Here is a 24567-nt window from a genome sequence, read left to right as displayed (position 1 = left end):
GGAATCTTCATGAAAGGTCTTTCCATGCGTGACGTCGTCATCTGCGAGCCCCTGCGAACGCCGGTCGGGCGCTTCGGCGGAGTGTTCAAGGACATCAACCCGCAGAGCCTCGCGGCCACCGTCATCACGGCGCTCGTCGAACGCACCGGCATCGAGGGCAGCCAGATCGACGACGTCATCCTGGGCCAGGCGTCCCCGGGCGGGGAAGCCCCGGCCATCGGCCGGATCGCGGCCCTCGACGCCGGACTCGGCATCGACGTCCCCGGCATGCAGGTGGATCGCCGCTGCGGATCCGGTCTGCAAGCGGTCATCACCGCCGTGCTCCAGGTGGCGTCCGGCGGCAATGATCTCGTCCTCGCCGGTGGCGCCGAATCCATGAGCCAGGCCGAGTTCTACACCAACCCGAACATCCGCTGGGGCGTCAAGGGCGAAGGCGTGCAACTCGCGGACCGGCTCGCCCGCGCCCGCGTCACCGCCGGCGGTGCGAACTTCCCCGTGCCGGGCGGCATGATCGAGACCGCCGAAAACCTCCGCGCCGAGTTCGACATCAGCCGTGAGGACCAGGACGCGCTCGCCGTGCAATCGCACCAGCGTGCCGTCGCCGCACAGGACTCAGGACGCTTCGCCGAGGAGATCGTCGGAGTGACGGTGCCGCAACGCAAGTCGGACCCGCTCGTCGTCGACAAGGACGAGCATCCGCGCGCCGACACCACGGTGGAGTCGCTGTCGAAGCTCCGCGCCATCCGCTCCAAGATCGACTCCGCCTCCACCGTCACCGCCGGCAACGCCAGCGGGCAGAACGACGGTGCCGCCGTGTGCATCGTGACAACCGCCGAGAAGGCGAAGGAACTCGGGCTGAAGCCCCTCGCCCGCATGGCGTCCTGGGCCGTGGCCGGCGTCCCGCCGCGCACCATGGGCATCGGCCCGGTGCCCGCCACGGAGAAGGCCCTCGGTCAGCTCGGACTGTCGCTGTCCGACATGGGTGTGATCGAACTGAACGAGGCCTTCGCCGCGCAGACCCTCGCCGTCCTCCGCAGCTGGGACCTCGACCCCACCGACGAACGCCTCAACCCCAACGGATCCGGCATCTCCCTCGGACACCCCGTCGGCGCCACCGGCGGCCGCATTCTCGCCACCCTCCTGCGGGAGATGGACCGTCGCGAATCCCGCTACGGGCTCGAGACCATGTGCATCGGCGGCGGCCAGGGCCTGGCTGCGGTGTTCGAGCGGGTCTGATCCGGCGTCTTCGGTGCACGCATCGGCGGGCAGGCTTCGTGCCTGCCCGCCGATGTTCGTTCCGGGCCGAGAATGCACGTCCACGGCTGCGTCACGCAACAGCCGGGCTCGTCACAGCCGGTGCAATTCGACGTCGCCGAGTTCCCCGTCCCGGGCGGTGGCGGTCATGTACGTGCAGTGCGGCTGGCGCCGTCGGTCGGTCGGCGATCCCGGGTTCAGCAGTCGCAGACCGGTTTCCGTGGTGGTGTCCCAGGGGATGTGGCTGTGCCCGAAGATCAGGACGTCGGTGTCCGGATAAGCGGCGGACATCCGTTTCTCCCTGCCTGCCGAGGCCCCGGTCTCGTGCACGACGGTAATGCGCACCCCGGCCAGCGTCACGTCCGCCCGCTCGGGCATCAGGGCGCGCAGGTCGTCGCCGTCGTTGTTGCCCCAGCACGCCACGAGCCGCGCCGATCGCGCCTGCAGCGCCTCGAATGTGGGGAGATCGACCCAGTCGCCGGCGTGGATCACCACGTCCGCGCGGTCGACCTCGTCCCACACCCGGGCGGGCAGGTCGCGCGCCCGTTTCGGGACATGGGTGTCGGCCAGCAGCAATAACCTCACGGTCCCAGTCTGCGCGAATCCGCACCCTTTCTCTGCATCCGCACCCGTTTTCGCGTGCGAAAAGTGGTGCAGGTGCAGAAATGGGGTGCAGGTGCAGAAGTGGGCAGACGCGGCGTTTACGCGCCCGCGAGCGCGGCGGCGTCCTCTGCCTGCAACAGCAGACCCATGTGCTCACGCATCCGCTGCGCGTCCGGCTCGAGGCCGGTGAAGATCCGGAAGGAATCGACGGCCTGACCGATGGTCATGCCGATTCCGCTGAGGGTCCGGGCACCGATCTCGCGGGCGCGGGCGAGGAGTTCGGTTTCGGCGGGACGGTAGACGACGTCCGCGACCCACAGGTCGGGGCGCAGCAGTGCGGCGTCGAGTGCCATGCCGGGGTGGGCCGCCATGCCGATCGGCGTCGCGTGGATGAGGCCCTGGGCCGCACCGACCGCGGCGGGAACGGCGGAGAGGTCGCCGGCCGCGATTTCCCGGTCCGGGAACAGTTCGGCAAGCGAGTCGCGCAGATCCTTCGACCGCGCGGCGTCGGCGTCGATGATCGTGAAGTGTCCGACACCGCGGGTGAGCGCGGCGTAGGCGACGGCCGCGCCGGCGCCGCCCGCCCCGAGTTGCACGACGTGGTTCATGGGCGCGCCTTCGAGGCCCTCGTCCATGTTGCGCGCGAATCCGGACCAGTCGGTGTTGTGGCCGATCAGGCGCCCGCCTTCGATGTGGACCGTGTTGACCGCGCCGAGCTTGCGGGCGTCGTCGGACAGGTCGTCGAGGAGCGGAATGACGGCCTGCTTGCAGGGGTGGGTGATGTTGAGCCCGTTGAACCCGAGGAGCTTGGCGGCTGAGAGGAGCTGCGGCAGCCCCTCGACGCCCATGCCCAGCGTGTCGAGGTCGAGGATCCGGTAGACGTACCCGACGCCCTGCGCGCGACCCTCGGCCTCGTGGAGCGGCGGGGTCAGCGATTTCGAGATCCCGGTGCCGATCAGACCGCACAGGTACGACGGGCGAGCGGTGGGGGCATCGAGGTCACGAGAGGTCATGGCGATCACTTCCGGGAGAGGGCTGAGAGCTAATTAACTATCTAGTGAGTTATGTCACGGTAGCATACCTCCATACCGCGCGGAAGACAGCACAGGCAGGAGTTTCACCGATGACACGAAGCGAGACGACGGGCGCGACCTCCGAGAAGGAGACGGTCAAACGGACCCGCAACCCCGAGAAGACCCGGGAGAACATCCTGCGGGTGGCGATGACGGAATTCGCCGACAAGGGGCTGACCGGCGCCCGCATCGACGAGATCGCGGCGAAGACCGCCACCACGAAGCGGATGCTCTACTACTACTTCGGCGACAAGGAGGGGCTGTACCGGGCAGTCCTGCAGCGGGCCTACGAGGAGATCCGCTACGAGGAGTCCCAGCTCGACGTCGACCACCTCGAGCCGACCGAGGCGATCCGGGCGCTCGCCGAGCTGACGTTCGACCATCACGAGGCTCACCCGGACTTCATCCGTCTCGTCGCGATCGAGAACACGAACCGCGGCGTCAACCTCGTCCGGGCCGAGGGACTCCCCGAGACGCAGGCGCCGGCGATTCGCACGCTCGAGCGGATCCTCCAACGAGGGCAGGAGGCGGGCATCTTCCGCACCGACACGACGGCACTCGACATCCACATGCTCATCAGCTCGTACTGCGTCTTCCGGGTGGCCAATCGGTACACGTTCAAGGCGCTGTTCGACTGGGATCTCACCGGCGCGGAGAACCGCCCCCACCTGCGCGCGATGATCGGCGACGTCGTCCTGGCCTACCTGCAGCAGCCCGGGAAAGTATGAACTAACTATTTCGACCATTATTGACGCGAGGCTGTGACCTGGGTTACCTTGCTTCTACGACCTACGAACACCTGCTCTTCCGAGCCGCCAGTGTTCACATTCCTCGCTCCCCAGGAGTATCGATGACCATCGACTACGGCACCGGCGCCTCCGGTCGAAACGGTGACGGCAAAGGCCGCTCCTCCGTCGACCCCAACGCTGACCCCACCAACGCGAAGAAGGCCGCGAAGGCCGCCTTCTTCGGCAGCCTGCTCGAGTACTACGACTTCTACATCTTCGCCTCGGCTGCTGCGTTGGTGTTCCCGCACGTGTTCTTCGAGGGATCGAAGAACCCGCTGCTGCTGTCGCTGGCCACCTTCGGCATCTCCTACATCGCGCGTCCGATCGGCGCCGTGTTCGTCGGACACTTCGGCGACCGGGCCGGACGCAAGAAGGTGATGATGTTCTGCCTGGTTCTCATGGGCGTCGTCACGTTCCTGATCGGCTGTCTGCCGTCGTCCGAGCAGGCCGGGATGGTCGGACCGGTGCTGCTGGTGCTGCTGCGTATCTGCCAGGGCGTTTCCGCGGCCGGCGAACAGTCGGGTGCGGGCTCGCTCACCCTCGAGCACTCCCCCGCCCACCGTCGCGGCTTCTTCTGCAGTTGGACGCTCACCGGTACCCAGGCCGGCTTCATCGTCGCGAGCCTCGCGTTCATCCCCGTCGCGGCGCTGCCCGACGAGACCCTCTACAGCTGGGGCTGGCGTGTCCCGTTCTGGTGCAGCCTGCTCGTCCTCGTCGTCGCCTACATCGTGCGTCGCAAGCTCGAAGAGCCCGAGATCTTCATCGCCAACAAGGAAGCCCTGGACGAGGCGCCCGCCCCGCTCCCCGTCGTCGACCTCTTCCGCACGCACTGGCGTGACGTTCTCCGCGTGGTCTTCTGCGCCTTCATCGCCGTCGTCAGCACCGTGTTCTCCGTGTTCGGCCTCGCCTACGCCACCACCCCCGAAATCGGGATGAGCCGCACGACCATGCTGTGGGTCGCGATCGCCGCCAACACGGTGGCCCTGGTCTCGCAGCCGCTGCTCGGCATGCTGTCCGACCGGATCGGCCGCAAGCCGGTGTTCATCGGTGGCGCGATCGGTTCGTCCGCCGGAATCTTCCTGTACTTCGCCGCGATCGGCACCGGCAACGTGGCGATGATCTTCCTCGCGGGCATCCTGCTGATGGGTGGCGTCTACGCCGGGACCAACGCCATCTGGCCGGCGTTCTACGCCGAGATGTTCTCGTCACGGGTTCGCTACTCCGGCATGGCGATCGGCACGCAGCTCGGTTTCGCGCTCGCCGGATTCGCACCGACCATCGCCCAGGCACTGCGCGGCGCCGATCCCAAGAACTGGGTGCCGGTGGCGATCTTCACCGCCGTCTGCGCGCTCATCGCCGCGGCCTCTGCCTCCACGGCGAAGGAGAACTCCCGTACTCCGCTGCTCGACCTCGACAAGGAGGACGTCGCGCTCACGAAGGCGAAAGCGAACGCGAAGGTCTGATCAACTCGGAAACGAACGATGCGCCCGGCACGTGTGCCGGGCGCGTCGTCGTGTCGGTGGCTAACGCCGCAGTTCGTGGGTGAGTGCTTCGAGTTCGTCGCCGCCGGCCATTTGCTGGGTGAGTTCTTCGAGGCTGATCTCGTCGAAGGTGCAGTCCAGTTTCTGCCGGCCGCGGTTGAGGAGGACGAAGTGGTCGCCGACCATGTAGGCGTGGTGCGGGTTGTGGGTGATGAACACGACCCCGAAGCCCTGTTCCTTGGCGGCGGAGATGTAGCGCAGCACCATCCCGGACTGCTTGACGCCGAGGGCGGCGGTGGGCTCGTCGAGGATCAGGACGCGGGCGCCGAAGAAGATCGCCCGGGCGATCGCCACACACTGGCGTTGACCGCCGGACAGCGAGCCGATGGGGGCGTCGACGTCGGGCAGCTCGATGCCCATCTTCGACAACTCGGACATCGTGGTGGCGCGCATCCCGTTCGCGTCGAGGGACTTGAACGGTCCCTTCCGCAGTTCCTGGCCGAGGAAGAAGTTCCGCCACACCGGCATCAGCGACACCACCGCCAGGTCCTGGTAGACGGTGGCGATGCCCTTGGACAGGGCCTCCTTCGGCGAGCCGAAGGTGAGGGCCTCGCCGTCGACGAGCAACTCCCCCTCACTCTGCTGGTGCAGGCCGGCGATGATCTTGATCAGGGTGGACTTGCCGGCCCCGTTGTCGCCGAGGACACCGGTGACCTCCCCGGCCCGCACCCGCAGGTTGATGTCCTGCAGGGCGATGATGTTGCCGTACTGCTTGCCGACGTGTTTGAGTTCGATCAGCGGGATCTTGTCGCCACCACCGGGTTCGGTATCGACGGGAAGTTGTTCGATGGTACTCATACCGGTCACCTCTTGGCGGCGTAGTTGCGGAAGGCATTGTTGGCGATGACCGCGAACAGCAGCATCGCGCCGAGGAAGAACTTGAACCAGTCCGGGTTCCAGCCGGCGTAGACGATGCCCTGGTTCGTCATGCCGAAGATGAACGCGCCGATCGCGGCACCGATCGCGGTGCCGTACCCACCGGTGAGCAGGCAGCCGCCGATGACCGCGGCGATGATGTAGAGGAACTCGTTGCCGATGCCCTGCCCGGACTGGACGGTGTTGAACGAGAACAGCAGGTGCATCCCGACGAACCAGGCGGCGAACCCGACGGTCATGAACAACCCGATCTTGACCTTGGTGACCGGGACGCCGATGGCGCGGGCGGAGTCCTGGTTGCCGCCGACGGCGAAGATCCAGTTCCCGATCCGGGTCTTGAACAGCACCCAGGTGGCGATCGCGGTGAACAGCAGCCACCAGAGCACGGTGATCCGCACCGACACCCCACCGACCTCGAAGGAGGACGCGAACACCTTCTTCGCCGAGTCGAACCCGGCCATGTCGGACACGCTGGGGGTGGCGACCTGCCCGGTGATCAGTTTGGTGACCGCCAGGTTGATGCCGGTGAGCATCAAAAACGAGCTCAGCGTGATCAGGAAGCTGGGGATCTTCGTCCTCATCACCAGGTACCCGTTGAAAAACCCGACCGCCAGCGAGACGACGAGGGCGAGGGCGGCGCCGGCCCACAGGTTCAGGTGCAGGTTGTAGGCGATCATCGACGCCGCGAGGGAGCTGGTGGTGACGGCGACGCCGGCGGAGAGGTCGAATTCCCCGCCGATCATCAGCAGCGCGACCGCGCATGCCATGATCCCGATCGTGGAGGAGGCGTAGAGCACCGTGGCGAGGGCTTCGGGGCTGCGGAACGGGGGTGCAACGACCATGAAGAAGATGAAGATGGCGATCGCACCGAACAGGGAACCGATCTCGGGACGGACCAGCAGACGCTGCAGGCGTTTCTGCTCCTTCACCCGCTCGTCGTGGACGACCTTGTGACTGGCAAGGTCCAGATCTTGCTGTGTGGACATGATTTCCTCTCCGCGCCGGTGGATCTCAGCGTTGTGCGGTGCCGGCCGGTCGTGCGACCGGGTCGATGGTGATGGTGTGTGCATGAGATGGACCCACCGGGGTCCGGATCGTGTGCCCTGACATGTGATCGACCGCCGATCAGCGGGTGCCGGCCTTGGCGTACTCGGCGACCTTGTCGATGTTGGACTTGTCGATGAACGACGGCCCGGTCAGAGTCGGTCCGCCACCGCCGATGACGTTGCCGTTGTTGAGGTAGAGCCACAGCGAATCGATCGCCAGGTAGCCCTGCAGGTACGGCTGCTGGTCGATGGCCCACTGCACGCTGCCGTCCGAGATGGCGTCGACGAGTGCCGCGTTGGTGTCGAACGTGTACACCTTGGCCGGGCTGCCCGCGTTACCGACCGACTGCACGGCGGTGAGAGCGATCGGGGCGCCGAGCGTGAGCACACCGTCGATGGACGGGTCCTGCTGGAGCTTGGCGGCGATCGTCGAGTTCACCGACGGCATGTCCTCACCGTTCACGTTGAGGGTCTCGAACGTGCCGCGGAAGGTCTGCTTGGCGCCGGCGCAACGTGATTCGAGCTGAATCTGGCCCTGCTGCTGGATGACGCAGATGACGTGCTTGGCACCGTCCCCGTTCAGCCGGTTCCCCGCGGCCTGGCCGGCGATGGTCTCGTCCTGCCCGAAGTACTGGGTGGCACCCATGTCTTTCCAGGCTCCGTATCCGGCGTTGAACGCGGAGATCGGGATGCCTGCGTCCTGCGCGCTCTTGACGGCGGGTGCCATCGCCTCGGGGGTGGCGAGGGTGAGCGCGAGCCCGTCGACCTTGGAGTCGATGGCCGTCTGCACGAGGTTGGCCTGGTTGGGGGCCTGCGGGTCGGAGGAGTACTTCAGTTCCACGTTGTCCTTGTCGGCGGCATCCTGCGCGCCCGTGCGGATCAGGTCCCAGAACGTGTCGCCCGGTGCCGCGTGCGTGACCATCGCGATCGTGATGCGCGGGGTGTCAGCGGTGCCCGCGCCGATCCCGGACCCGCTGCTGTCCGGCTTGCCTCCGGTGCTCGAGCACGCCGCGAGGCTCATCACCAGGGCACTCGCGCAGGCCAGGACCGCCACACGACGCCGGTTGGGGAAGTTCATCTGCTTTTCCTCTCGGGGGGACGAACGGCCCGGTGACGTCTTGGCCGTATTCCTTAGATGTAATACGCGTCACACCCGAAAGTCAATAGTTTGTCTGGACATTAGGACCGCATATCAAACGAGCGGCATGGGTGTCCCCACAGTCGGCCCGGAAATCGATCGGATGCGTGGACGGGTGAAGGCGCGCTCAGCGCGTGACCGCTGCCCCGGCGTCGCGCGGCAGACGCAGCGTGTCGATCACCGTGCACAGCATCAGCAGGCCCAAAAGGACGAAGGTCCAGGAATATTCGGACCCGAACCCGTGCTCGGACGACGTCGCCAACGGCGTGAACGCGGTGAGGGCGAGCGCCGCGACCGCGATCCCGAGTCCGGCCGCCAGTTCCTGCACGGCGGCGTTGAGAGTGTTTGCGTGCGTGAGGTCGACACGATCGACGTCGGAGAACGCGAGACTGTTGTACGCGGTGAATCCGACCGAGCGCAGGGCTCCGCTCACGAAGAGGACCGCCGCGATGACCGGCATCGGGGTCGACGAGCTCAGGGCGGCGAGCAGCCCGAAGCAGCCGACGGACAGCAGGGCGTTGACCAGCAGAATCGGCCTGATCCCGAAGCGCCGCATCAGCGGCGTCGTACAGGGCTTGATGGCAATGTTGCCGGCGAACAGCGCCGCGACGAGCAGACCCGCAAGGAACGGCGTCCAGCCGAAGCCGAGTTGAAACTGCAGCGGCAGCAGGAACGGCACCGCGGTGACGATCAGGCGGTAGAGCGAACCCCCGGTGACGGTGGTGCGCAGCGTCCGGACGCGCAGCACGCGGAAGTCGACGAGCGGGTGGGGCGTGCGGACGAGATGGCGCACCGAGGCCGCCAGCAGAACAACCGCGACCACTCCCCCGATCGCGACCCGCCGCCAGTCCGTGCCCGTCACACGGATGCTCTCCAGCGCGATGAGGGCTGCCGCGATTCCCGTGCCGACCCCGAGGAGGCCCCGCCAGTCCAGCCTGCTCGTCGACCGCGAACCCACCCCGTGAACCAGCTTCAGCGACAGCAGGATTCCGAGGACCCCGATGGGAATGTTGATGACGAAGATCCATCTCCACGAGCCGACGGTGGCGATCGCACCGCCGAGCAGGGGCGCGATGACCGGCGCCGCGAGCGCGGGCCACGTGAGCAGGGCTATCGCGCGGACGAGGTCGCTCTTCGTGCTCGACCGCAGCACCGCGAGCCGCCCGACCGGCACCATCATGGCGCCGCCGACCCCCTGCAGCACCCGCATCGCGACGAGCATCGGCAACGACACACTCGCCGCGCACCCGATGGACGCCAGTGTGAACACGGCGATGGCGGCCACAAACACGCGGCGCGTCCCGAACCGGTCGGCCACCCACCCGCTCGCGGGGATGAGGACGGCGACCGTCACCAGGTAGGCGGAGATCGCGATGTTGACGTCGACTGCGTCGACATCGAAGGACTCGGCGATCAGCGGGACAGCCGGCGCGATGATGGTGGCGTCGAGAATCTCCATGAAGAGGGCGCCTGCCACCAGCAGGGCCATTCCGCGGGGGAACGACGTCGCGCGCGCGGTTCTAGCGATCGACAACGGTCGTGTCGAAGTAGTACCGCGACGCGCGGTAGCAGTGGCTACCGAACTCGACGGCGCTTCCCGAGTCGTCGAACGCGGTCCGGTTCATCGTCAGCAGCGGTGCACCGGTCTTCTCGTCGAGCAGCGACGCCTCCGCCTTGCTCGCCGCTTTCGCGCCGATGCGTTGCCGCGCGAGACGGATGTGCACGCCGCGGGCGCGGAGGGCGTGGTAGAGGCCGTGCGCCTCCAGCTCCTCGGGATCCGGCGCGAGGTCCACCGGGATGTGGTTGGTCATCAGCGCCAGCGGTTCGCCGTTGGTGCTGCGGAGGCGCCGGATGGACGCGACCTCGGCGCCGGGCTGCAGGTTGAGTTCGGCGGCGACGTCTTCGGCCGGCACGGATACCTGGTAGTCGAGGAGTTTGGTGGTCGGGCTCTGCCCCGCCCGCGCGAGGTCGTCGAAGAGGCTGGTGAGTTCGACCGGCCGGTGCACGGCGCTCTGCACCACCTGGGTTCCGACGCCGCGTTTGCGGACGAGCAGCCCCTTGTCGACGAGCTCCTGGATGGCGCGGCGCGTGGTGGGACGTGACAGGTTCAGCCGCTTGGCGAGCGCCAATTCGTTCTCGAAGCGGTCACCCGGGGCAAGCTCCCCGCCGATGATCGCGTTCTCGATCGTCTGCGCGAGCTGGAAATACAGCGGAACCGGGCTCGATCGGTCGAGCTCGACTGCGAGTGGTGCACCCACGGACAACTCCGATCCTCGTGCGCGGGGCGACGTCGCCGTCGCCGATCTTTCCGGCAGTGTATGCGAACACTAACACCAGATTGACTTCAAGTAATAATGTCAGGACAAAGTCTTGACAGGAGCCGGTGATGTGGAGCACAGTTTCAACCAGACCTCGGCGCCCTGCGCAGACCACCCACAACGACCTATTCGGGAGTCAGCCTTGACCACCATCCAGACGCAAACCAACCGGAACGGATTGGACGTCCTCGCCATCGGGCGCTGCGGTGTGGACATCTACCCATTGCAGACCGGAGTCGGCCTCGAACACGTCGAGACGTTCGGCAAGTTCCTCGGCGGAAGCGCGGCCAACGTCACCGTCGCCGCCGCCCGCCTCGGCTGCCGCAGCGCCCTCATCTCGGGCGTCGGCAACGATCCATTCGGACGTTTCGTCCGCACGGCACTCACCGACCTCGGCGTCGACAACCGCTTCGTCGGCATCGACACCGAACACCCCACTCCCGTCACGTTCTGTGAGATCTTCCCGCCGGACGACTTTCCGCTGTACTTCTACCGTAAGCCCGTCGCCCCGGACCTGCAGGTGACGCCGGCGGACATCGATCTCGACGCGGTCCGCGACGCGAAGCTCTACTGGTCGACGGTCACCGGACTGTCCGAAGAGCCCAGCCGCAGCGCGCATTTCGCAGCGTGGGAGGCCCGCGGACGCCGCACCCATACCGTCCTCGATCTCGACTACCGCCCGATGTTCTGGTCCTCCCCCGCCGACGCCACCGCTCAGGTGCAGCGGGCCCTCCAGCACGTCACCGTCGCGGTCGGCAACCGTGAGGAGTGCGAGATCGCGGTCGGCGAGACCAACGCGCACAAGGCCGCGGACGCGCTGCTCGATCTCGGCGTCGAACTGGCCATCGTCAAGCAGGGCCCCAAGGGCGTTCTCGGGAAGACACGCTCCCAGAGCATCACGGTGCCCCCGAACGACGTCCAGGTGGTCAACGGCCTCGGTGCCGGCGACAGCTTCGGCGGCACGCTGTGCCACGGCCTGCTCGCCGGGTGGCCACTCGAGAAGATCCTGCGCTACGCCAACGCCGCGGGGGCGATCGTCGCCTCCCGCCTCGAATGCTCCACCGCGATGCCGACGGCCGACGAGGTCCGGGCGCTCGCCGATTCCACCACTTCGGAGGCTGTCAATGTCTGAAACTCTCGCCCACCGCGCAGTCTGCGCGTCCTACGCCGACGTCACCGAGGTACGCGCGAACGACCCGGCCGCCATCGATCGCGCCTGGGCTACCCGGATCGCCCGGCCCACGGTGCGCGGTAACGGCCGGCTGATGATCGTCGCCGCCGACCACCCCGCCCGCGGCGCGCTCTCGGTCGGCGACCGTCCGACCGCGATGAACAGCCGCACCGACCTCCTCGACCGCCTCCGCACCGCCCTGCGCAACCCCGGTGTGGACGGGGTGCTCGCCACCGCCGACATCCTCGACGATCTGGTGCTGCTCGGCGCGCTCGACGACAAGGTGGTCATCTCGTCGATGAACCGCGGCGGCCTGGCCGGCGCCAGTTTCGAACTCGACGACCGGATGACCGGCTACACCGCGGCCGGCACCGCGAAGGCCGGCATGAACGGCGGAAAGATGCTGTGCCGCATCGATCTCGACGACCCCGGCACCCTCTCCACCCTCACCGCGTGCGCCCAGGCGGTCGATGCACTGGCCGAAGCCGGACTGATGGCCATGGTGGAACCGTTCCTGTCGCGGCGTGTCGACGGCAAGGTCAAGAACGATCTCAGCGCCGACGCCGTGATCAAGTCCATCCACATCAGTCAGGGCCTGGGGTCCACGTCCGCCTACACCTGGATGAAGCTTCCGGTGGTGGACGAAATGGAACGCGTCATGGACGCGACGACGCTTCCGACGCTGCTGCTCGGCGGAGACCCGCAGACAGCCCCCGAGGAGACATTCGCGAGCTGGGCCAAGGCCCTCGCACTGCCGTCCGTCCGCGGCCTGATCGTCGGGCGCACCCTGCTGTACCCGCGGGACGAGGACGTCGCCGCCGCGGTCGACACCGCCGTATCCCTCGTCCACTGACGCACGCCGGAGAGGCCCACGATGAACAGCAAGTACTACGTGCCGGTCGGTTCCGCGGCCACCGGACCGTTCGACCTCGAGGTCACCCCCGAATCCGCGGGCTGGACCGAATCGAGCCTCCAGGTGCTCACCCTGGCCCCCGGCGGGTCGGCCGAACTCGCGTCCGGTGACGACGAGATCATCGTCGTTCCACTGGCCGGGTCCGCGGCGGTGTCGAGCGAGGGCACCGAGTTCGCCCTCACCGGACGGAGGTCCGTGTTCGACGGACCGAGCGACTTCGCCTACGTGGGGCGGGATTCGGCCTACACGGTGTCCAGCGCGACCGGTGGACGGTTCGCCCTGTGCGGGGCCCGCGCGCGGCAGAAGTTCCCGTTCCGGTACGTCCCGGCAGCCGACATCTCCGTCGAACTGCGCGGCGCGGGCAACTGCAGCCGCCAGGTGCACAACTTCGGCACCGCCGATCGCTTCGAGGCCGATTCGATCATCGCGTGCGAGGTCATCACTCCCGGTGGCAACTGGTCGTCGTACCCGAGCCACAAGCACGACGAGAACAGCGACGTCGAGTCGCAGCTCGAGGAGATCTACTACTTCGAGATCGCCGAAGCCAATGCCACCGCAGTGGATTTCGGCGGAACCGGATTCGGCTACCATCGCGTGTACGGCACTCCCGAGCGGCCCATCGAGGTGCTCGAGGAAGTGCGCTCCGGCGACGTGGTCCTCGTGCCGCACGGCTATCACGGACCGTCGATCGCCGCCCCCGGACATCACATGTACTACCTGAACGTCATGGCCGGGCCCGGCGAAGACCGCGCCTGGAACATCTGCGACGACCCGGCCCACACCTGGCTGCGCGGCAGCTGGGAACACCAGACCGTCGATCCCCGCCTCCCCCTCCACGCACCGTCCGAAGGAGCATGACCGTGGTGTCCACCGCGCCGATGTCGGCGAGCAAGAACCCCAACGCCGAGGGCACCGTCCACCTCACGGTGGCTCAGGCAACCATCCGTTTCCTCGCCAACCAGTACGTCGAGCGGGACGGCGAACGTACCAAGTTCTTCGCCGGGTGCTTCGGCATCTTCGGCCACGGCAACGTCGCCGGACTCGGTCAGGCACTGCTGCAGGCGGAGATCGACGCCGTCGAAGCCGGTACCGAATCCGAACTGCCGTACGTCCTCGGGCGCAACGAGCAGGCGATGGTGCACAGCGCGGTCGCGTACGCACGCCAGAAGGATCGGCTGCAGACATGGGCGGTGTCGGCCAGCGTCGGCCCCGGCTCGACCAACATGCTGACCGGCACGGCGCTCGCCACCATCAACCGGCTGCCCGTCCTGCTCCTGCCCGCCGACACGTTCGCGACCCGCGCGAGCGCACCGGTGCTGCAGGAACTCGAACTGCCGTCGAGCGGTGACGTCACCGTCAACGACGCATTCAAACCGCTGTCGCGCTACTTCGACCGCGTATGGCGGCCGGAGCAGTTGCCTTCGGCGCTGCTCGGCGCGATGCGCGTGCTGACGGACCCCGTCGAGACGGGTGCGGCCACCGTCGCCATTCCGCAAGATGTGCAGGCGGAGGCGTTCGACTGGCCGGAGTCGCTGTTCGCCGAGCGCACGTGGCACGTGGCCCGGCCGCTCCCCGAGAAGTCGGTGATCGCGCGGGCCGCGGACGTGATCCGGTCGGCGAAGAAACCGCTGATCGTCGCGGGCGGCGGCCTGATCTACTCCGGCGCCACCGAGACATTGGCCGCGTTCGCCGAGACGACCGGCATTCCGGTCGGTCAGAGTCAGGCAGGCAAGGGCTCACTGCCCTACGACCACCCGCAGTCGGTCGGCGCGATCGGCTCGACCGGCACCACGGCGGCCAATGCTCTCGCCACCGAGGCCGACGTGATCATCGGCATCGGCACCCGCTACAGCGACTTCACCACGGCGTCGCGCACCGCGTTCAACAACCCGGACGTGCGGTTCGTCAATATCAACGTCGCGTCGATCGATTCGGTGAAGCAGGGCGGCGTCAGCGTCGTCGCGGACGCCCGCGAGGCGCTCGAGGCGCTCACCGCGGCACTGGGCGACTACCAGGTTCCCGACGAGTACCGCTCGCGCACAGCCGAACTCGCCGATCACTGGGAGTCGACGGTCGCCTCGGTCTACAAGATCGACGACGACTCCCTCGGCCTCAACCAGAACCAGGTCATCGGACTCGCCAACACGCTGTCCGATCCTCGCGACGTCGTCGTGTGCGCCGCCGGCTCCATGCCCGGCGACCTGCACAAGCTGTGGCGCACCCGCGACCCCAAGGGCTACCACGTCGAATACGGCTTCTCGTGCATGGGCTACGAGATCGCAGGCGGCATCGGCGCCAAGATGGCCTGCCCCGATCGCGACGTGTTCATCATGGTCGGCGACGGCTCGTACCTGATGATGGCCACCGAACTCGTCACGGCCGTGCAGGAGAACGTCAAGGTCATCGTGGTCCTCGTGCAGAACCACGGCTTCGCCTCCATCGGATCGCTGTCGGAGTCGCTCGGCTCCCAGCGGTTCGGCACCGACTACCGCTACCGCGGCGACTCCGGCCGGCTCGACGGCGACATCCTGCCCGTCGACCTGGCGGCCAACGCGGCGAGCCTCGGCGCCGACGTGATCCGCGCGAACACGGCCGCCGAGTTCGCCGACGCCGTCAAAGTGGCGAAGGCCAGCGACAACACCACCGTCATCCACGTCGAGACGGACCCGCGGATCGCCGCACCGGACAGCGAATCCTGGTGGGACGTCCCGGTCAGCTCGACCAGCACTCTCGACTCCACCCGGACCGCCTACGAGACGTACGCGCAGTGGAAGAAGATCCAGCGCCCGTTCCTCCGCCCGTCCGGCAACTAACTCTCCCCCAGTAAATACTTTCGAAAGGATTCCCCGATGAGCGTCATTCGCGTCGGATCCGCCCCCGACTCCTGGGGCGTCTGGTTCCCGGAAGACCCGCAGCAGACCCCGTACGGGCGGTTCCTCGACGAGGTCTCGGCATCCGGTTACGAGTGGATCGAGCTGGGGCCGTACGGCTACCTGCCCACCGATCCGCAGCAGCTCCGCGACGAACTCGCCGCCCACAATCTGAAGCTGTCGGCAGGCACCGTGTTCGAGCACCTGCACCAGGACGACTCCTGGGATGCCGTGTGGACCCAGATCGAGGACGTCGCCAAACTGACCGCCGCCGTCGGCGGCAAGCACGTGGTCGTGATCCCGGAGATGTGGCGCGACCCGAGCAGCGGCGAGGTGCTCGAGGACCGCAATCTCACTGCGGAACAGTGGAAGAAGAAGACCGGCGGCATGAACGAGCTGGGCAAGAAGATGTTCGAGCAGTACGGAGTGAAGGCGCAGTACCACCCGCACGCGGACAGCCACGTCGACACCGAGGAGAACGTGTACCGCTTCCTCGACGGCACCGACAGCGAGTTCGTGAACCTGTGCCTCGACACCGGCCACATCAGCTACTGCGGCGGCGACAACCTCGCGATCATCGAACGCGCACCCGAGCGGATCGGCTACCTGCACCTCAAGCAGGTCGATCCCGAGGTCCGCGCCAAGGTCGAGGCCGAGGACCTGCCGTTCGGCGAGGCCGTCAAGCTCGGTGCGATGATCGAGCCGCCGCTCGGCATCCCCGACCTGCCGCCGCTGCTCGCCGCGATCGAGAAGCTCGACATCGACGTGTTCGCGATCGTCGAGCAGGATCTCTACCCCTGCGCCGTGGACGTTCCGCTGCCGATCGCCCAGCGCACCCGTAAGTACCTGGGGTCCTGCGGGATCCCGTCCGTCAAGTTCGTCTAACCGACCACGTCAGGAGCTAGTCAGCTATGTCCGGAAGCAACGACCTGCGCATCGCCGTCCTGGGTGTCGGAATGATGGGCGCCGACCACGTCGCACGCATCACCGAGCGCATCAAGGGCGCCACGGTCGCCGTCGTCAACGACTACTTCATCGAGAAGGCCGAGCAGATCGCCGCCGGGATCCCCGGCTGCCGGGTGATCGGCGACCCCCTCGACGCGATCGCCGACCCCGATGTCGACGCCGTCGTCCTGGCCACCCCCGGCCCGACCCACGAGAAGCAGCTTCTCGCCTGCCTCGAGCACGGCAAGCCGGTGATGTGTGAGAAGCCGCTGACCACCGACGTCGCCACGTCCCTCGAGATCGTCAAGCGCGAAGCCGAACTCGGCAAGAAGCTGATCCAGGTCGGCTTCATGCGACGTTTCGACCACGAGTACGAGCAGCTGAAGACGCTCATCGACGACGGAACGTTCGGGCAGGTGCTCCTCGCCCACTGCGTGCACCGCAACCCCGCCGTGCCGCCGAGCTTCGACAGCTCGATGATCGTCAAGGACTCGCTGGTCCACGAGGTGGACGTCACCCGATTCCTGTTCGACGAGGAGATCACCTCCGTCCACATCCTCCGGCCGGCCGCGAATCCCGGTGCGCCCGAGGGACTGCAGGACCCGCAGATCGCGCTCTTCAGCACCGAGTCCGGTCGCCACGTCGACGTCGAGGTCTTCGTGACCACCGGTGTCGCCTACGAGGTGCGCACCGAGATCGTCGCCGAGAAGGGTTCGGCGTTCATCGGTCTCGATGTCGGACTCGTCCGCAAGTTCGGCACCGGCGCGGGCAACGGCCGCTCGGGCGCAGGTATGTCGGGCGGGGAGATCACCCCCTCGTTCAAGGAGCGCTTCGGCCAGGCGTACGACGTCGAGATCCAGCGCTGGGTCAACGCCGCACGCACGGGCGCGGAGACCGGCAACTACATCGACGGACCGGGTGCGTGGGACGGCTACGCCGCCGCTGCCGTGTGCGCCGCCGGCGTGCAGTCGCTCGAGACCGGCGAACGTGTGGCCGTCGACATGGTCGACCGTTCCTCCATCCCAGGAGCGGAGCCTGCGGAGCGACCCATCGGACCGGGGGCCTGAACACGATGAAGATTGCACTCGATCCCACCCCCTTCCACCACGACTACTCACTTCTCGAACTGCCGGCGGTGGTTGCGGAACTCGGCTTCGAACACCTGCAGCTCACCCCGCATCGCGACATGATCCCGTTCTTCAACCACCCGAAGGCCGACGACGAGTTGGTCCGGCAGTTCCGCAAGTCCTGCAGCGACGCGGGCGTCGGAATCGCCTCCGTTTTGCCGGTCCTGCGGTGGTCCGGCCCGGACGAAGACGCCCGCGAGGCGGCGGTGCGGTACTGGAAGCGCGCAATTCAGATCACCGTCGACCTCGGTGTGAACGTGATGAACACCGAGTTCAGCGGCCGCCCGGAGAAGGCCGAGGAATCGGAGCGCGCCTTCTACCGGTCGATGGAGGAACTCGTCCCCATCATCGAGCGTGAAGGCATCGACGTTCGCATCGACCCGCACCCCGACGATTTCGTGGAGAACGGTCTGGACGCCATCCGGATGATCCGCGGCATCAACTCCAAGAACTTCGGACTGGTGTACGTCGCGTGCCACAGCTATCACATGGGCGCCGGCATGCTCGAGATCATGCGCGCGGCCGGAGACATGCTGCGGCTCGTCCATGTCGCGGACACGATGGATCACCACCGCTCCCACGGACTGCGGTACATCACCAACCCGCCCGGCAACCCGGTGCGTGTCCACCAGCACCTCAAGATCGGTGACGGCGACCTCGACTGGGACGAGTTCTTCGGCGGGCTCGGCGAACTCGGCTTCTACGACAAACCCGACACGGTGATGGTGTCCAGTGTTTTCGCCGAAGACGAGAACGCTCACGACGTCTCCCGCTACCAACTGAAGACCATGAAGGATTACATCGCGCGCACGCGGTGAAAGGACAACACATGAGCACCAACATCACTCGCGAAATCGCACACTGGTCCGACGGCAAGGGATTCGCCGGTACCAGCGGCAACACCGCCCCGGTCACCAACCCGGCGACCGGTGCCGTCACCGGTCAGGTCGCCCTGGCCAGCGTCGAGGACGCCCGCGCCGTCGTCGACGCCGCCGCCGCCGCGTTCCCCGCCTGGCGCGACACCTCCCTCGCCAAGCGCACCCAGGTGATCTTCACGTTCCGGGAACTGCTCAACGCCCGCAAGGGCGAACTCGCCGAAATCATCACCGCCGAGCACGGCAAGGTCGTCTCCGACGCCCTCGGCGAGGTCTCCCGCGGCCAGGAAGTCGTCGAATTCGCCTGCGGCATCGCGCACCTGCTCAAGGGCGGCATGACCGAAAACGCCTCCACCAACATCGACGTCTCCTCCCTCCGCCAACCCGTCGGCCCGGTCGGGATCATCTCCCCGTTCAACTTCCCCGCCATGGTCCCGATGTGGTTCTTCCCCATCGCCATCGCCGCCGGCAACACCGTGGTGTTGAAGCCGTCGGAGAAGGACCCGACCGCCGCGATCTGGATGGCCGAACTCTGGGCCGAAGCCGGCCTCCCCGCCGGCGTGTTCAACGTCCTGCAGGGCGACAAGACCGCCGTCGACGAACTGCTCACCAACCCCGCCATCAAGGCCATCAGCTTCGTCGGCTCCACCCCCATCGCCCAGTACGTCTACGCCACCGGCACCGCCCACGGCAAACGCGTCCAAGCCCTCGGCGGGGCGAAGAACCACGCCATCGTCCTCCCGGACGCCGACCTGGATCTGGCCGCCGACGCCATGGTCAACGCCGGCTTCGGCTCCGCGGGCGAACGCTGCATGGCCATCAGTGCCCTGGTCGCGGTCGGCGACATCGCCGACGAACTCGTCGCCAAGATCAAGGACCGCACCGACACGTTGAAGATCGGCGACGGCACCCAGGACTCCGACATGGGACCACTGGTGACGAAGGTGCACCGCGACAAGGTCGCCTCCTACATCGACGCCGGCGAAAAGGACGGCGCCACCATCGTCGTGGACGGCCGACAGGTGCAGGCCAATGGCGGCAAGGACGGGTTCTGGCTCGGCCCGACCCTGATCGACCACGTCACCACCGACATGTCCGTGTACACCGACGAAATCTTCGGACCCGTCCTCTCCGTCATCCGCGTCGGCTCCTACGACGACGCCCTGGAACTGGTGAACTCCAGCCCGTTCGGGAACGGCACCGCCATCTTCACCAACGACGGCGGCGCCGCCCGACGGTTCCAGAACGAGGTCGAGGTCGGCATGGTCGGCATCAACGTCCCCATCCCCGTCCCGATGGCGTACTACTCCTTCGGGGGCTGGAAGAACTCGCTGTTCGGCGACACCCACGCCCACGGCACCGAAGGCGTGCACTTCTTCACCCGCGGCAAGGTCGTCACCACCCGCTGGCTCGACCCCAGCCACGGCGGCCTCAACCTCGGATTCCCCCAGAACGCATAGGTACTGGTTCTCCGCGCCGGACCGTCCGCGGTCCGGCGCGGAGTCCGTTCGATCGAAAGGAACTTCATGAGCGACACCTCTCTCGCCCGCCGTCATCGGGTCGTGGTCATCGGATCGGGATTCGGCGGCCTCTTCGCCACCAAGGCCCTGAAACGGACGGACGTCGATGTCACTCTGATCGATCGCACGACGCACCACCTGTTCCAGCCGTTGCTGTACCAGGTGGCGACGGGAATCCTGTCCGAGGGTGAGATCGCGCCCGCGACCCGGCTCGTCCTCGAGGACCAGCAGAACGCGTCCGTCCTGATCGGCGGAGTCGAGAAGATCGATGTCGCCGACCGGACCGTCACGTCCACACACCGCGGCCGCACCACCGTCACCGAGTACGACAGCCTCGTCGTTTCGGCAGGCGCCCGCCAATCCTATTTCGGCAACGACCATTTCGCCGAGCACGCACCCGGAATGAAGACGATCGACGACGCCCTCGAGCTGCGCGGCCGCATCCTGGGCGCCTTCGAAAGCGCCGAGGTGAGCACCGATCCCGCCGAGCGGGAGCGACTCCTGACATTCGTCGTGGTCGGCGCCGGGCCCACCGGAGTGGAGATGGCCGGCGAGATCGCCCAGCTCGCGCACCGCACTCTCGCCGGCGCCTACCGCACCATCGACCCCCGTGACGCGCGGATCATCCTCCTCGACGCGGCGCCCAGGGTGCTTCCGCCCTTCGACGAGAAGCTGCGTCGGGCTGCCGCCGACACGCTGGAGGATCTCGGCGTCGAGATCCAACTCGGCGCGATGGTGACCGACGTCGACGACGACGGACTCACCGTCCGCGACCAGGACGGTGTCGAGCGGCGGATCGAGGCCGCCTGCAAGATTTGGTCCGCCGGTGTCGCAGCCAGTCCGCTGGGCCGGCAACTGGCCGAACAGACCGGCGCCGCCACCGACCGTGCGGGCCGCGTCCTCGTCGAACCCGACCTCACCCTCCCCGGCCACACCAACGTCTTCGTCGTCGGCGACATGATGAACCGCGACGGCCTTCCCGGCGTCGCGCAGGTCGCGATCCAGGGCGGCCGCTACGCCGCGCAGCTGATCGCCGCGGAGGTGCGGGCCCACCGGAAAGGTCGCGAGAAGCCCGAACGCGCCCCGTTCCGCTACACGGACAGGGGCAGCATGGCCATGATCTCCCGCTTCCACGCGGTCGCGAAGGTCGGCCGCCTCCAACTGACCGGGCTGCTCGCCTGGTTGCTCTGGCTCCTGATCCATCTGGTCTACATCGTCGGATTCAAGAGCCGACTCGCGACCGCCATGTCCTGGACATGGTCGTTCCTGGGCAGAACTCGGGGACACCTGGCGGTCACGGAGCAACAGGTGGTCGCGAGGACGGCGATCAACCGGCTCGATGCCTGGGAGGATTCCTCCCGGGCGGTACCCGAGGCGGCGACGGCCTCCGCACGGTGAGTACCGTCCCCTCCGTGCCTGCTTCCGCTCTCACCGTCGGCATCGACGTCGGTGGTACCAGTATCCGTGCCTGCGTGGTCGACGAGACCGGCGAGGTGCTCGACTCCGTCCAGGCACCCACACCGCAGTCGGCGAAAGCCCTCGAGGACGCGCTCGACCGCGCCGTCCGCGAGCTCGCGTCCCGTCATCGGATCGCCGCCGTCGGTCTCGCCGTGGCGGGATTCATCAGTTCCGACCTCACCACCGTGCGCTTCGCCCCGCACCTGCCGTGGAAGAACGTGCCGGTCGCGAACGACCTGAGCGACCGGCTCGGACTGCCGGTGGTCCTCGAACACGACGCGAACGCGGCGGCGTGGGCGGAGCACCGGTTCGGCGCTGCCGCCGGTGGTCGCAATGTCGTGATGGTCGCGATCGGCACCGGTATCGGTGCGGCGCTGCTCATCGACGGCACCCTGTACCGGGGCAGTTACGGCGTCGCTCCCGAACTGGGCCACCTCCAGGTGGTCCCGGGCGGCAGACCGTGCGCCTGCGGTAAACGGGGGTGCTGGGAACGGTATTGCAGCGGAACCGCGCTCGTCGACACGGCCATCGAACTCCTCGCCGCCGACCCGACGAGTTCCACGGTGCTCGCACGCGAGGTCGCGAGCGATCCGGGCTCGCTCACCGGCCGCCGCATCGCGAGCGCCGCGCGGGACGGTGACCCGCTCGCCGTGCGCACCATGGAGGAGTTCGCACGGTGGCTGGGCGTCGGACTCGCCATGGTCGGTGACGTCTACGACCCCGATCTCGTCGTCGTCTCCGGTGGCGTCAGCGGCTCTGCTCCGCTGTTCCTCGACCACGCACGCGACGTCTACGCCTCTCTCGCAACCGGTTCCGGACACCGCCCCCTCGCCCGCATCCGCGAAACCCAACTCGGCGAATCGGCCCAGCGGATCGGGGCCGCCACGATGGCAAGGGACGCGCTGCTGAACGGAGCTCCGCTCCCCGTGCGTGGTTGACGAGTCTCTGGACTCCTCGAGCACTCACGACCGGCGGAGCCGCATTTGTCGGTGGCCGCCGCGGACTCAACCCGGCCCACTCCGGGGGCCCGCGACGGTAACTGCCGCTTCCCCGACTGCCAGGTCCCGGCGCGGCTCTGCGACATCGACCACACGACGCCGTTCGATCACGACCACCCCGAGAACGGTGGTCTCACCGTCGAGTCGAATCTCGCGTGCCTGTGCCGACGTCGCCACCGGCTGAAAACCGACGGCTCCTGGACCGTCCGCCAGACCGGCGGAGGGAACCTCGAATGGACCACGCCGCGCAGCGACATCATCCGAACCGAACCCGAAGGGGCAGCAATCGAACTCACCCACAACCACATCCGCGGGGTGCAGCCCTCCCGTGCCCTCCGACTCCTCACCGAGCGCTCCCACGACCAGCAGGACGAGGTGTATCCGAACGAACTGCACGGGGAGGCTGGCCACACACCACCACGCACCGGCACCACCACCCGAAGGCGGCGGCACCGGTACGTGAGAGCGTGCGATCAGTGGGCGGCGACGGCGGCGGTGCTTCCTGCAGCCGACGCGTCGGGCCTGCCTGCGCCGAGGCGGTCCTCCAACTCTTCGAGGCTGCGCCCCTTGGTTTCCGGGACGAAGCGGTACACGAAGTACACCGATATCAGGTTGACCAGGACGAACAGGCCGAACGTTCCGGTGGACCCGAGGACGGAGTTCAGGATCGGGAAGACGAACGAGATCAAGGCGTTCGTCGTCCAGAGCACGAAGACCGCGATGCCCATGGCGAACCCACGGATGGCCATCGGGAAGATCTCCGAGAGCAGCAACCACACGCAGGTTCCGATGAAGCACTGCACGAAGGCGACGAACACCATCATCGCGGCGAGGATGATGTAGCTACGCCCCGTGGACGAGGGCAGCAGGAACACAAGCGACAACGCAGCCTGCGAGGAGGCCACACCGATGAAGCCGGTCAGCAGCATCTTGCGACGATTCACGAAGCCCAGCAGGATGATTCCGAGAATCGTCATGACCACAGACGTGACACCCACCGCGATGGTGGCCACCAGGGACGCGCTCACGCCCAACCCGCTCTGTTCCAGGATCGTCGGGGCATAGTAGTTGACCGTGTTGATGCCCGTCGCCTGCTGCACGATGGCCAAACCGCAGCCGATCCAGAGGATCCGGCGCATCCACGGGTAGTCGCGCAGATAGTGGACGGCGCCACTGACCTTCGAGTTCCGGTCGCGGGCGGCGTGGAGGCTGATGCTGGCGTACTCGACTGCGGCCTCCGACTCGCTGCGGCTCAGCTCGAGCGTGCTGCGGGTCTCGGCGAGCCGGCCCTTGGACGCGTACCAACGCGGTGAATCCGGGAGCGCGAGCATGCCGAGCAGCAGCAGAACCGCGGGCACCGAGGCGATGGCCAGCATGTACCGCCACACCGTCGGGTCCTCGATGAGGTGATCGAGTAGCGCGTTGATCGAGAAGGCGAGCATCTGACCGGTGACGATCATCAGTTCGTTGATGGTCACCATCCGCCCGCGACGCTCGACCGGCGCCATCTCGGCCAGGTAGAGCGGGCAGGTGACGGCGGCGGCGCCCACACCGAGACCGAGGACGATCCGCGCCAGCACCATGATCTCCACGTTGGGGGCCATCGCACACCCGAGGGCGCCGATGAGGAACAGACCCGCACAGACGAGGAGTGTGCGCTTGCGGCCGAGAGCGTCCGACAGTCGGCCTCCCAGCAGCGCACCGACGGCGGCACCCGGGAAGAGCAGCGAGCTCACGACGGTTGCTTCGCCGACGGCGCTGAGGTTCAGCTCGTCCTTCATGTAGAGCAGCGCACCGGAGATCACACCGGTGTCGTAGCCGAACAGCAGGCCCCCGAGCGTGGAGATGACGGTGAGCTTGGTCAGGAAGCGTTTGTGACTGCGCTCGTTGCGCGCAGCGCCGCCGCTTCCGCGGGCACTGGCAGCCGAGTGGGTTGTCGACATCAGGTGTTGGCCTTTCTGGGGAATGCTCACGCATCGCGACACGGAAGATCGGTTCACGTGTCGATACCGCCCGAGTGCGCTCGGCTCGATGCAGCCGAAGGGGCGTTCTC

22 protein-coding genes are annotated in these 24567 nt (G+C 67.3%); 13 read left to right on the top strand and 9 right to left on the bottom strand.

What is annotated here, in order from left to right:
• Positions 1-24 precede the first annotated feature (24 nt).
• Complete coding sequence (locus JVH1_RS30640; RefSeq protein ID WP_043778356.1) at positions 25-1236, top strand: acetyl-CoA C-acetyltransferase; 1212 nt, start codon at positions 25-27, stop codon at positions 1234-1236.
• A gap of 111 nt (positions 1237-1347) precedes the next feature.
• On the opposite strand, the gene JVH1_RS30635 is transcribed toward JVH1_RS30640, so the two are convergent.
• Both JVH1_RS30635 and JVH1_RS30630 read right to left on the bottom strand, forming a co-directional pair.
• A complete protein-coding gene (locus JVH1_RS30635) occupies positions 1348-1839 on the bottom strand; it encodes a metallophosphoesterase (protein ID WP_016879941.1) in 492 nt (163 codons plus the stop codon).
• 116 nt (positions 1840-1955) lie between these two features.
• Positions 1956-2870, bottom strand: coding sequence for a shikimate dehydrogenase (locus JVH1_RS30630; protein ID WP_009474048.1), 915 nt, complete (start codon positions 2868-2870; stop codon positions 1956-1958).
• A gap of 110 nt (positions 2871-2980) precedes the next feature.
• On the opposite strand from JVH1_RS30630, the gene JVH1_RS30625 reads away from it, so the two are divergent.
• On the top strand, positions 2981-3658 hold the full coding sequence (locus JVH1_RS30625; RefSeq protein ID WP_009474049.1) for a TetR family transcriptional regulator: 678 nt from the start codon (positions 2981-2983) through the stop codon (positions 3656-3658).
• Positions 3659-3780: 122 nt separating this feature from the next.
• A complete protein-coding gene (locus JVH1_RS30620; protein ID WP_009474050.1) occupies positions 3781-5181 on the top strand; it encodes an MFS transporter in 1401 nt (466 codons plus the stop codon).
• A gap of 60 nt (positions 5182-5241) precedes the next feature.
• Here JVH1_RS30620 and JVH1_RS30615 read toward each other — a convergent pair whose 3' ends face one another.
• From JVH1_RS30615 to JVH1_RS30595, 5 genes are all read right to left on the bottom strand, one after another.
• Positions 5242-6057, bottom strand: coding sequence for an ATP-binding cassette domain-containing protein (locus JVH1_RS30615; RefSeq protein ID WP_011594393.1), 816 nt, complete (start codon positions 6055-6057; stop codon positions 5242-5244).
• Between the two features lie 5 nt (positions 6058-6062).
• Complete coding sequence (locus tag JVH1_RS30610) at positions 6063-7121, bottom strand: ABC transporter permease (protein ID WP_371113056.1); 1059 nt, start codon at positions 7119-7121, stop codon at positions 6063-6065.
• Between the two features lie 139 nt (positions 7122-7260).
• Entirely contained in the window at positions 7261-8259 is a 999-nt protein-coding gene (locus JVH1_RS30605; RefSeq protein WP_009474054.1) for a substrate-binding domain-containing protein, read from the bottom strand.
• A 187-nt stretch (positions 8260-8446) separates the two neighbouring features.
• On the bottom strand, positions 8447-9808 hold the full coding sequence (locus JVH1_RS30600) for an MFS transporter (RefSeq protein ID WP_009474055.1): 1362 nt from the start codon (positions 9806-9808) through the stop codon (positions 8447-8449).
• Between the two features lie 31 nt (positions 9809-9839).
• Positions 9840-10577 carry a GntR family transcriptional regulator gene (locus JVH1_RS30595; RefSeq protein WP_009474056.1) on the bottom strand — a complete coding sequence of 246 codons (738 nt, stop codon included), beginning with the start codon at positions 10575-10577 and terminating at the stop codon, positions 9840-9842.
• Positions 10578-10779: 202 nt separating this feature from the next.
• On the opposite strand from JVH1_RS30595, the gene iolC reads away from it, so the two are divergent.
• From iolC to JVH1_RS30545, 10 genes are all read left to right on the top strand, one after another.
• Positions 10780-11769, top strand: a complete 990-nt coding sequence (gene iolC, locus JVH1_RS30590; RefSeq protein WP_009474057.1) for a 5-dehydro-2-deoxygluconokinase — start codon at positions 10780-10782, stop codon at positions 11767-11769.
• Positions 11762-12661, top strand: a complete 900-nt coding sequence (locus tag JVH1_RS30585) for a hypothetical protein (RefSeq protein WP_009474058.1) — start codon at positions 11762-11764, stop codon at positions 12659-12661. Before iolC ends, JVH1_RS30585 begins: the two co-directional genes overlap by 8 nt.
• 21 nt (positions 12662-12682) lie before the next feature.
• Entirely contained in the window at positions 12683-13579 is an 897-nt protein-coding gene (gene iolB / locus JVH1_RS30580; RefSeq protein WP_009474059.1) for a 5-deoxy-glucuronate isomerase, read from the top strand.
• A complete protein-coding gene (iolD, locus tag JVH1_RS30575) occupies positions 13576-15534 on the top strand; it encodes a 3D-(3,5/4)-trihydroxycyclohexane-1,2-dione acylhydrolase (decyclizing) (RefSeq protein WP_192817820.1) in 1959 nt (652 codons plus the stop codon). Before iolB ends, iolD begins: the two co-directional genes overlap by 4 nt.
• A 36-nt stretch (positions 15535-15570) precedes the next feature.
• Positions 15571-16476, top strand: coding sequence for a sugar phosphate isomerase/epimerase (locus JVH1_RS30570; RefSeq protein ID WP_009474061.1), 906 nt, complete (start codon positions 15571-15573; stop codon positions 16474-16476).
• A 26-nt stretch (positions 16477-16502) separates the two neighbouring features.
• Positions 16503-17603, top strand: coding sequence for a Gfo/Idh/MocA family protein (locus JVH1_RS30565; RefSeq protein ID WP_009474062.1), 1101 nt, complete (start codon positions 16503-16505; stop codon positions 17601-17603).
• Between the two features lie 5 nt (positions 17604-17608).
• The gene (locus JVH1_RS30560; protein ID WP_005261338.1) at positions 17609-18481 is read left to right on the top strand and encodes a sugar phosphate isomerase/epimerase family protein; all 873 of its coding nucleotides are present in this window, start codon (positions 17609-17611) and stop codon (positions 18479-18481) included.
• 11 nt (positions 18482-18492) lie between these two features.
• The gene (locus JVH1_RS30555; protein WP_009474063.1) at positions 18493-19998 is read left to right on the top strand and encodes a CoA-acylating methylmalonate-semialdehyde dehydrogenase; all 1506 of its coding nucleotides are present in this window, start codon (positions 18493-18495) and stop codon (positions 19996-19998) included.
• Positions 19999-20064: 66 nt separating this feature from the next.
• On the top strand, positions 20065-21456 hold the full coding sequence (locus JVH1_RS30550) for an NAD(P)/FAD-dependent oxidoreductase (protein ID WP_009474064.1): 1392 nt from the start codon (positions 20065-20067) through the stop codon (positions 21454-21456).
• On the top strand, positions 21453-22454 hold the full coding sequence (locus JVH1_RS30545) for an ROK family protein (protein ID WP_016879931.1): 1002 nt from the start codon (positions 21453-21455) through the stop codon (positions 22452-22454). The genes JVH1_RS30550 and JVH1_RS30545 overlap by 4 nt, the downstream gene beginning before the upstream one ends.
• Positions 22455-22520: 66 nt before the next feature.
• On the opposite strand, the gene JVH1_RS30540 is transcribed toward JVH1_RS30545, so the two are convergent.
• Positions 22521-22925: a hypothetical protein gene (locus tag JVH1_RS30540; protein WP_043778407.1), complete on the bottom strand. Its 405-nt coding sequence runs from the start codon at positions 22923-22925 to the stop codon at positions 22521-22523.
• A gap of 62 nt (positions 22926-22987) precedes the next feature.
• On the bottom strand, positions 22988-24457 hold the full coding sequence (locus JVH1_RS30535; protein ID WP_009474066.1) for a sugar porter family MFS transporter: 1470 nt from the start codon (positions 24455-24457) through the stop codon (positions 22988-22990).
• Positions 24458-24567 lie beyond the last annotated feature (110 nt).

The sequence above is a fragment of the Rhodococcus sp. JVH1 genome (assembly GCF_000280725.2).
GTDB classification, from domain to species: Bacteria; Actinomycetota; Actinomycetes; order Mycobacteriales; family Mycobacteriaceae; genus Rhodococcus_F; species Rhodococcus_F jostii_A.
Note: the sequence above shows the minus strand (reverse complement) of the source record. Positions and strands in the feature narration are given on the sequence as shown.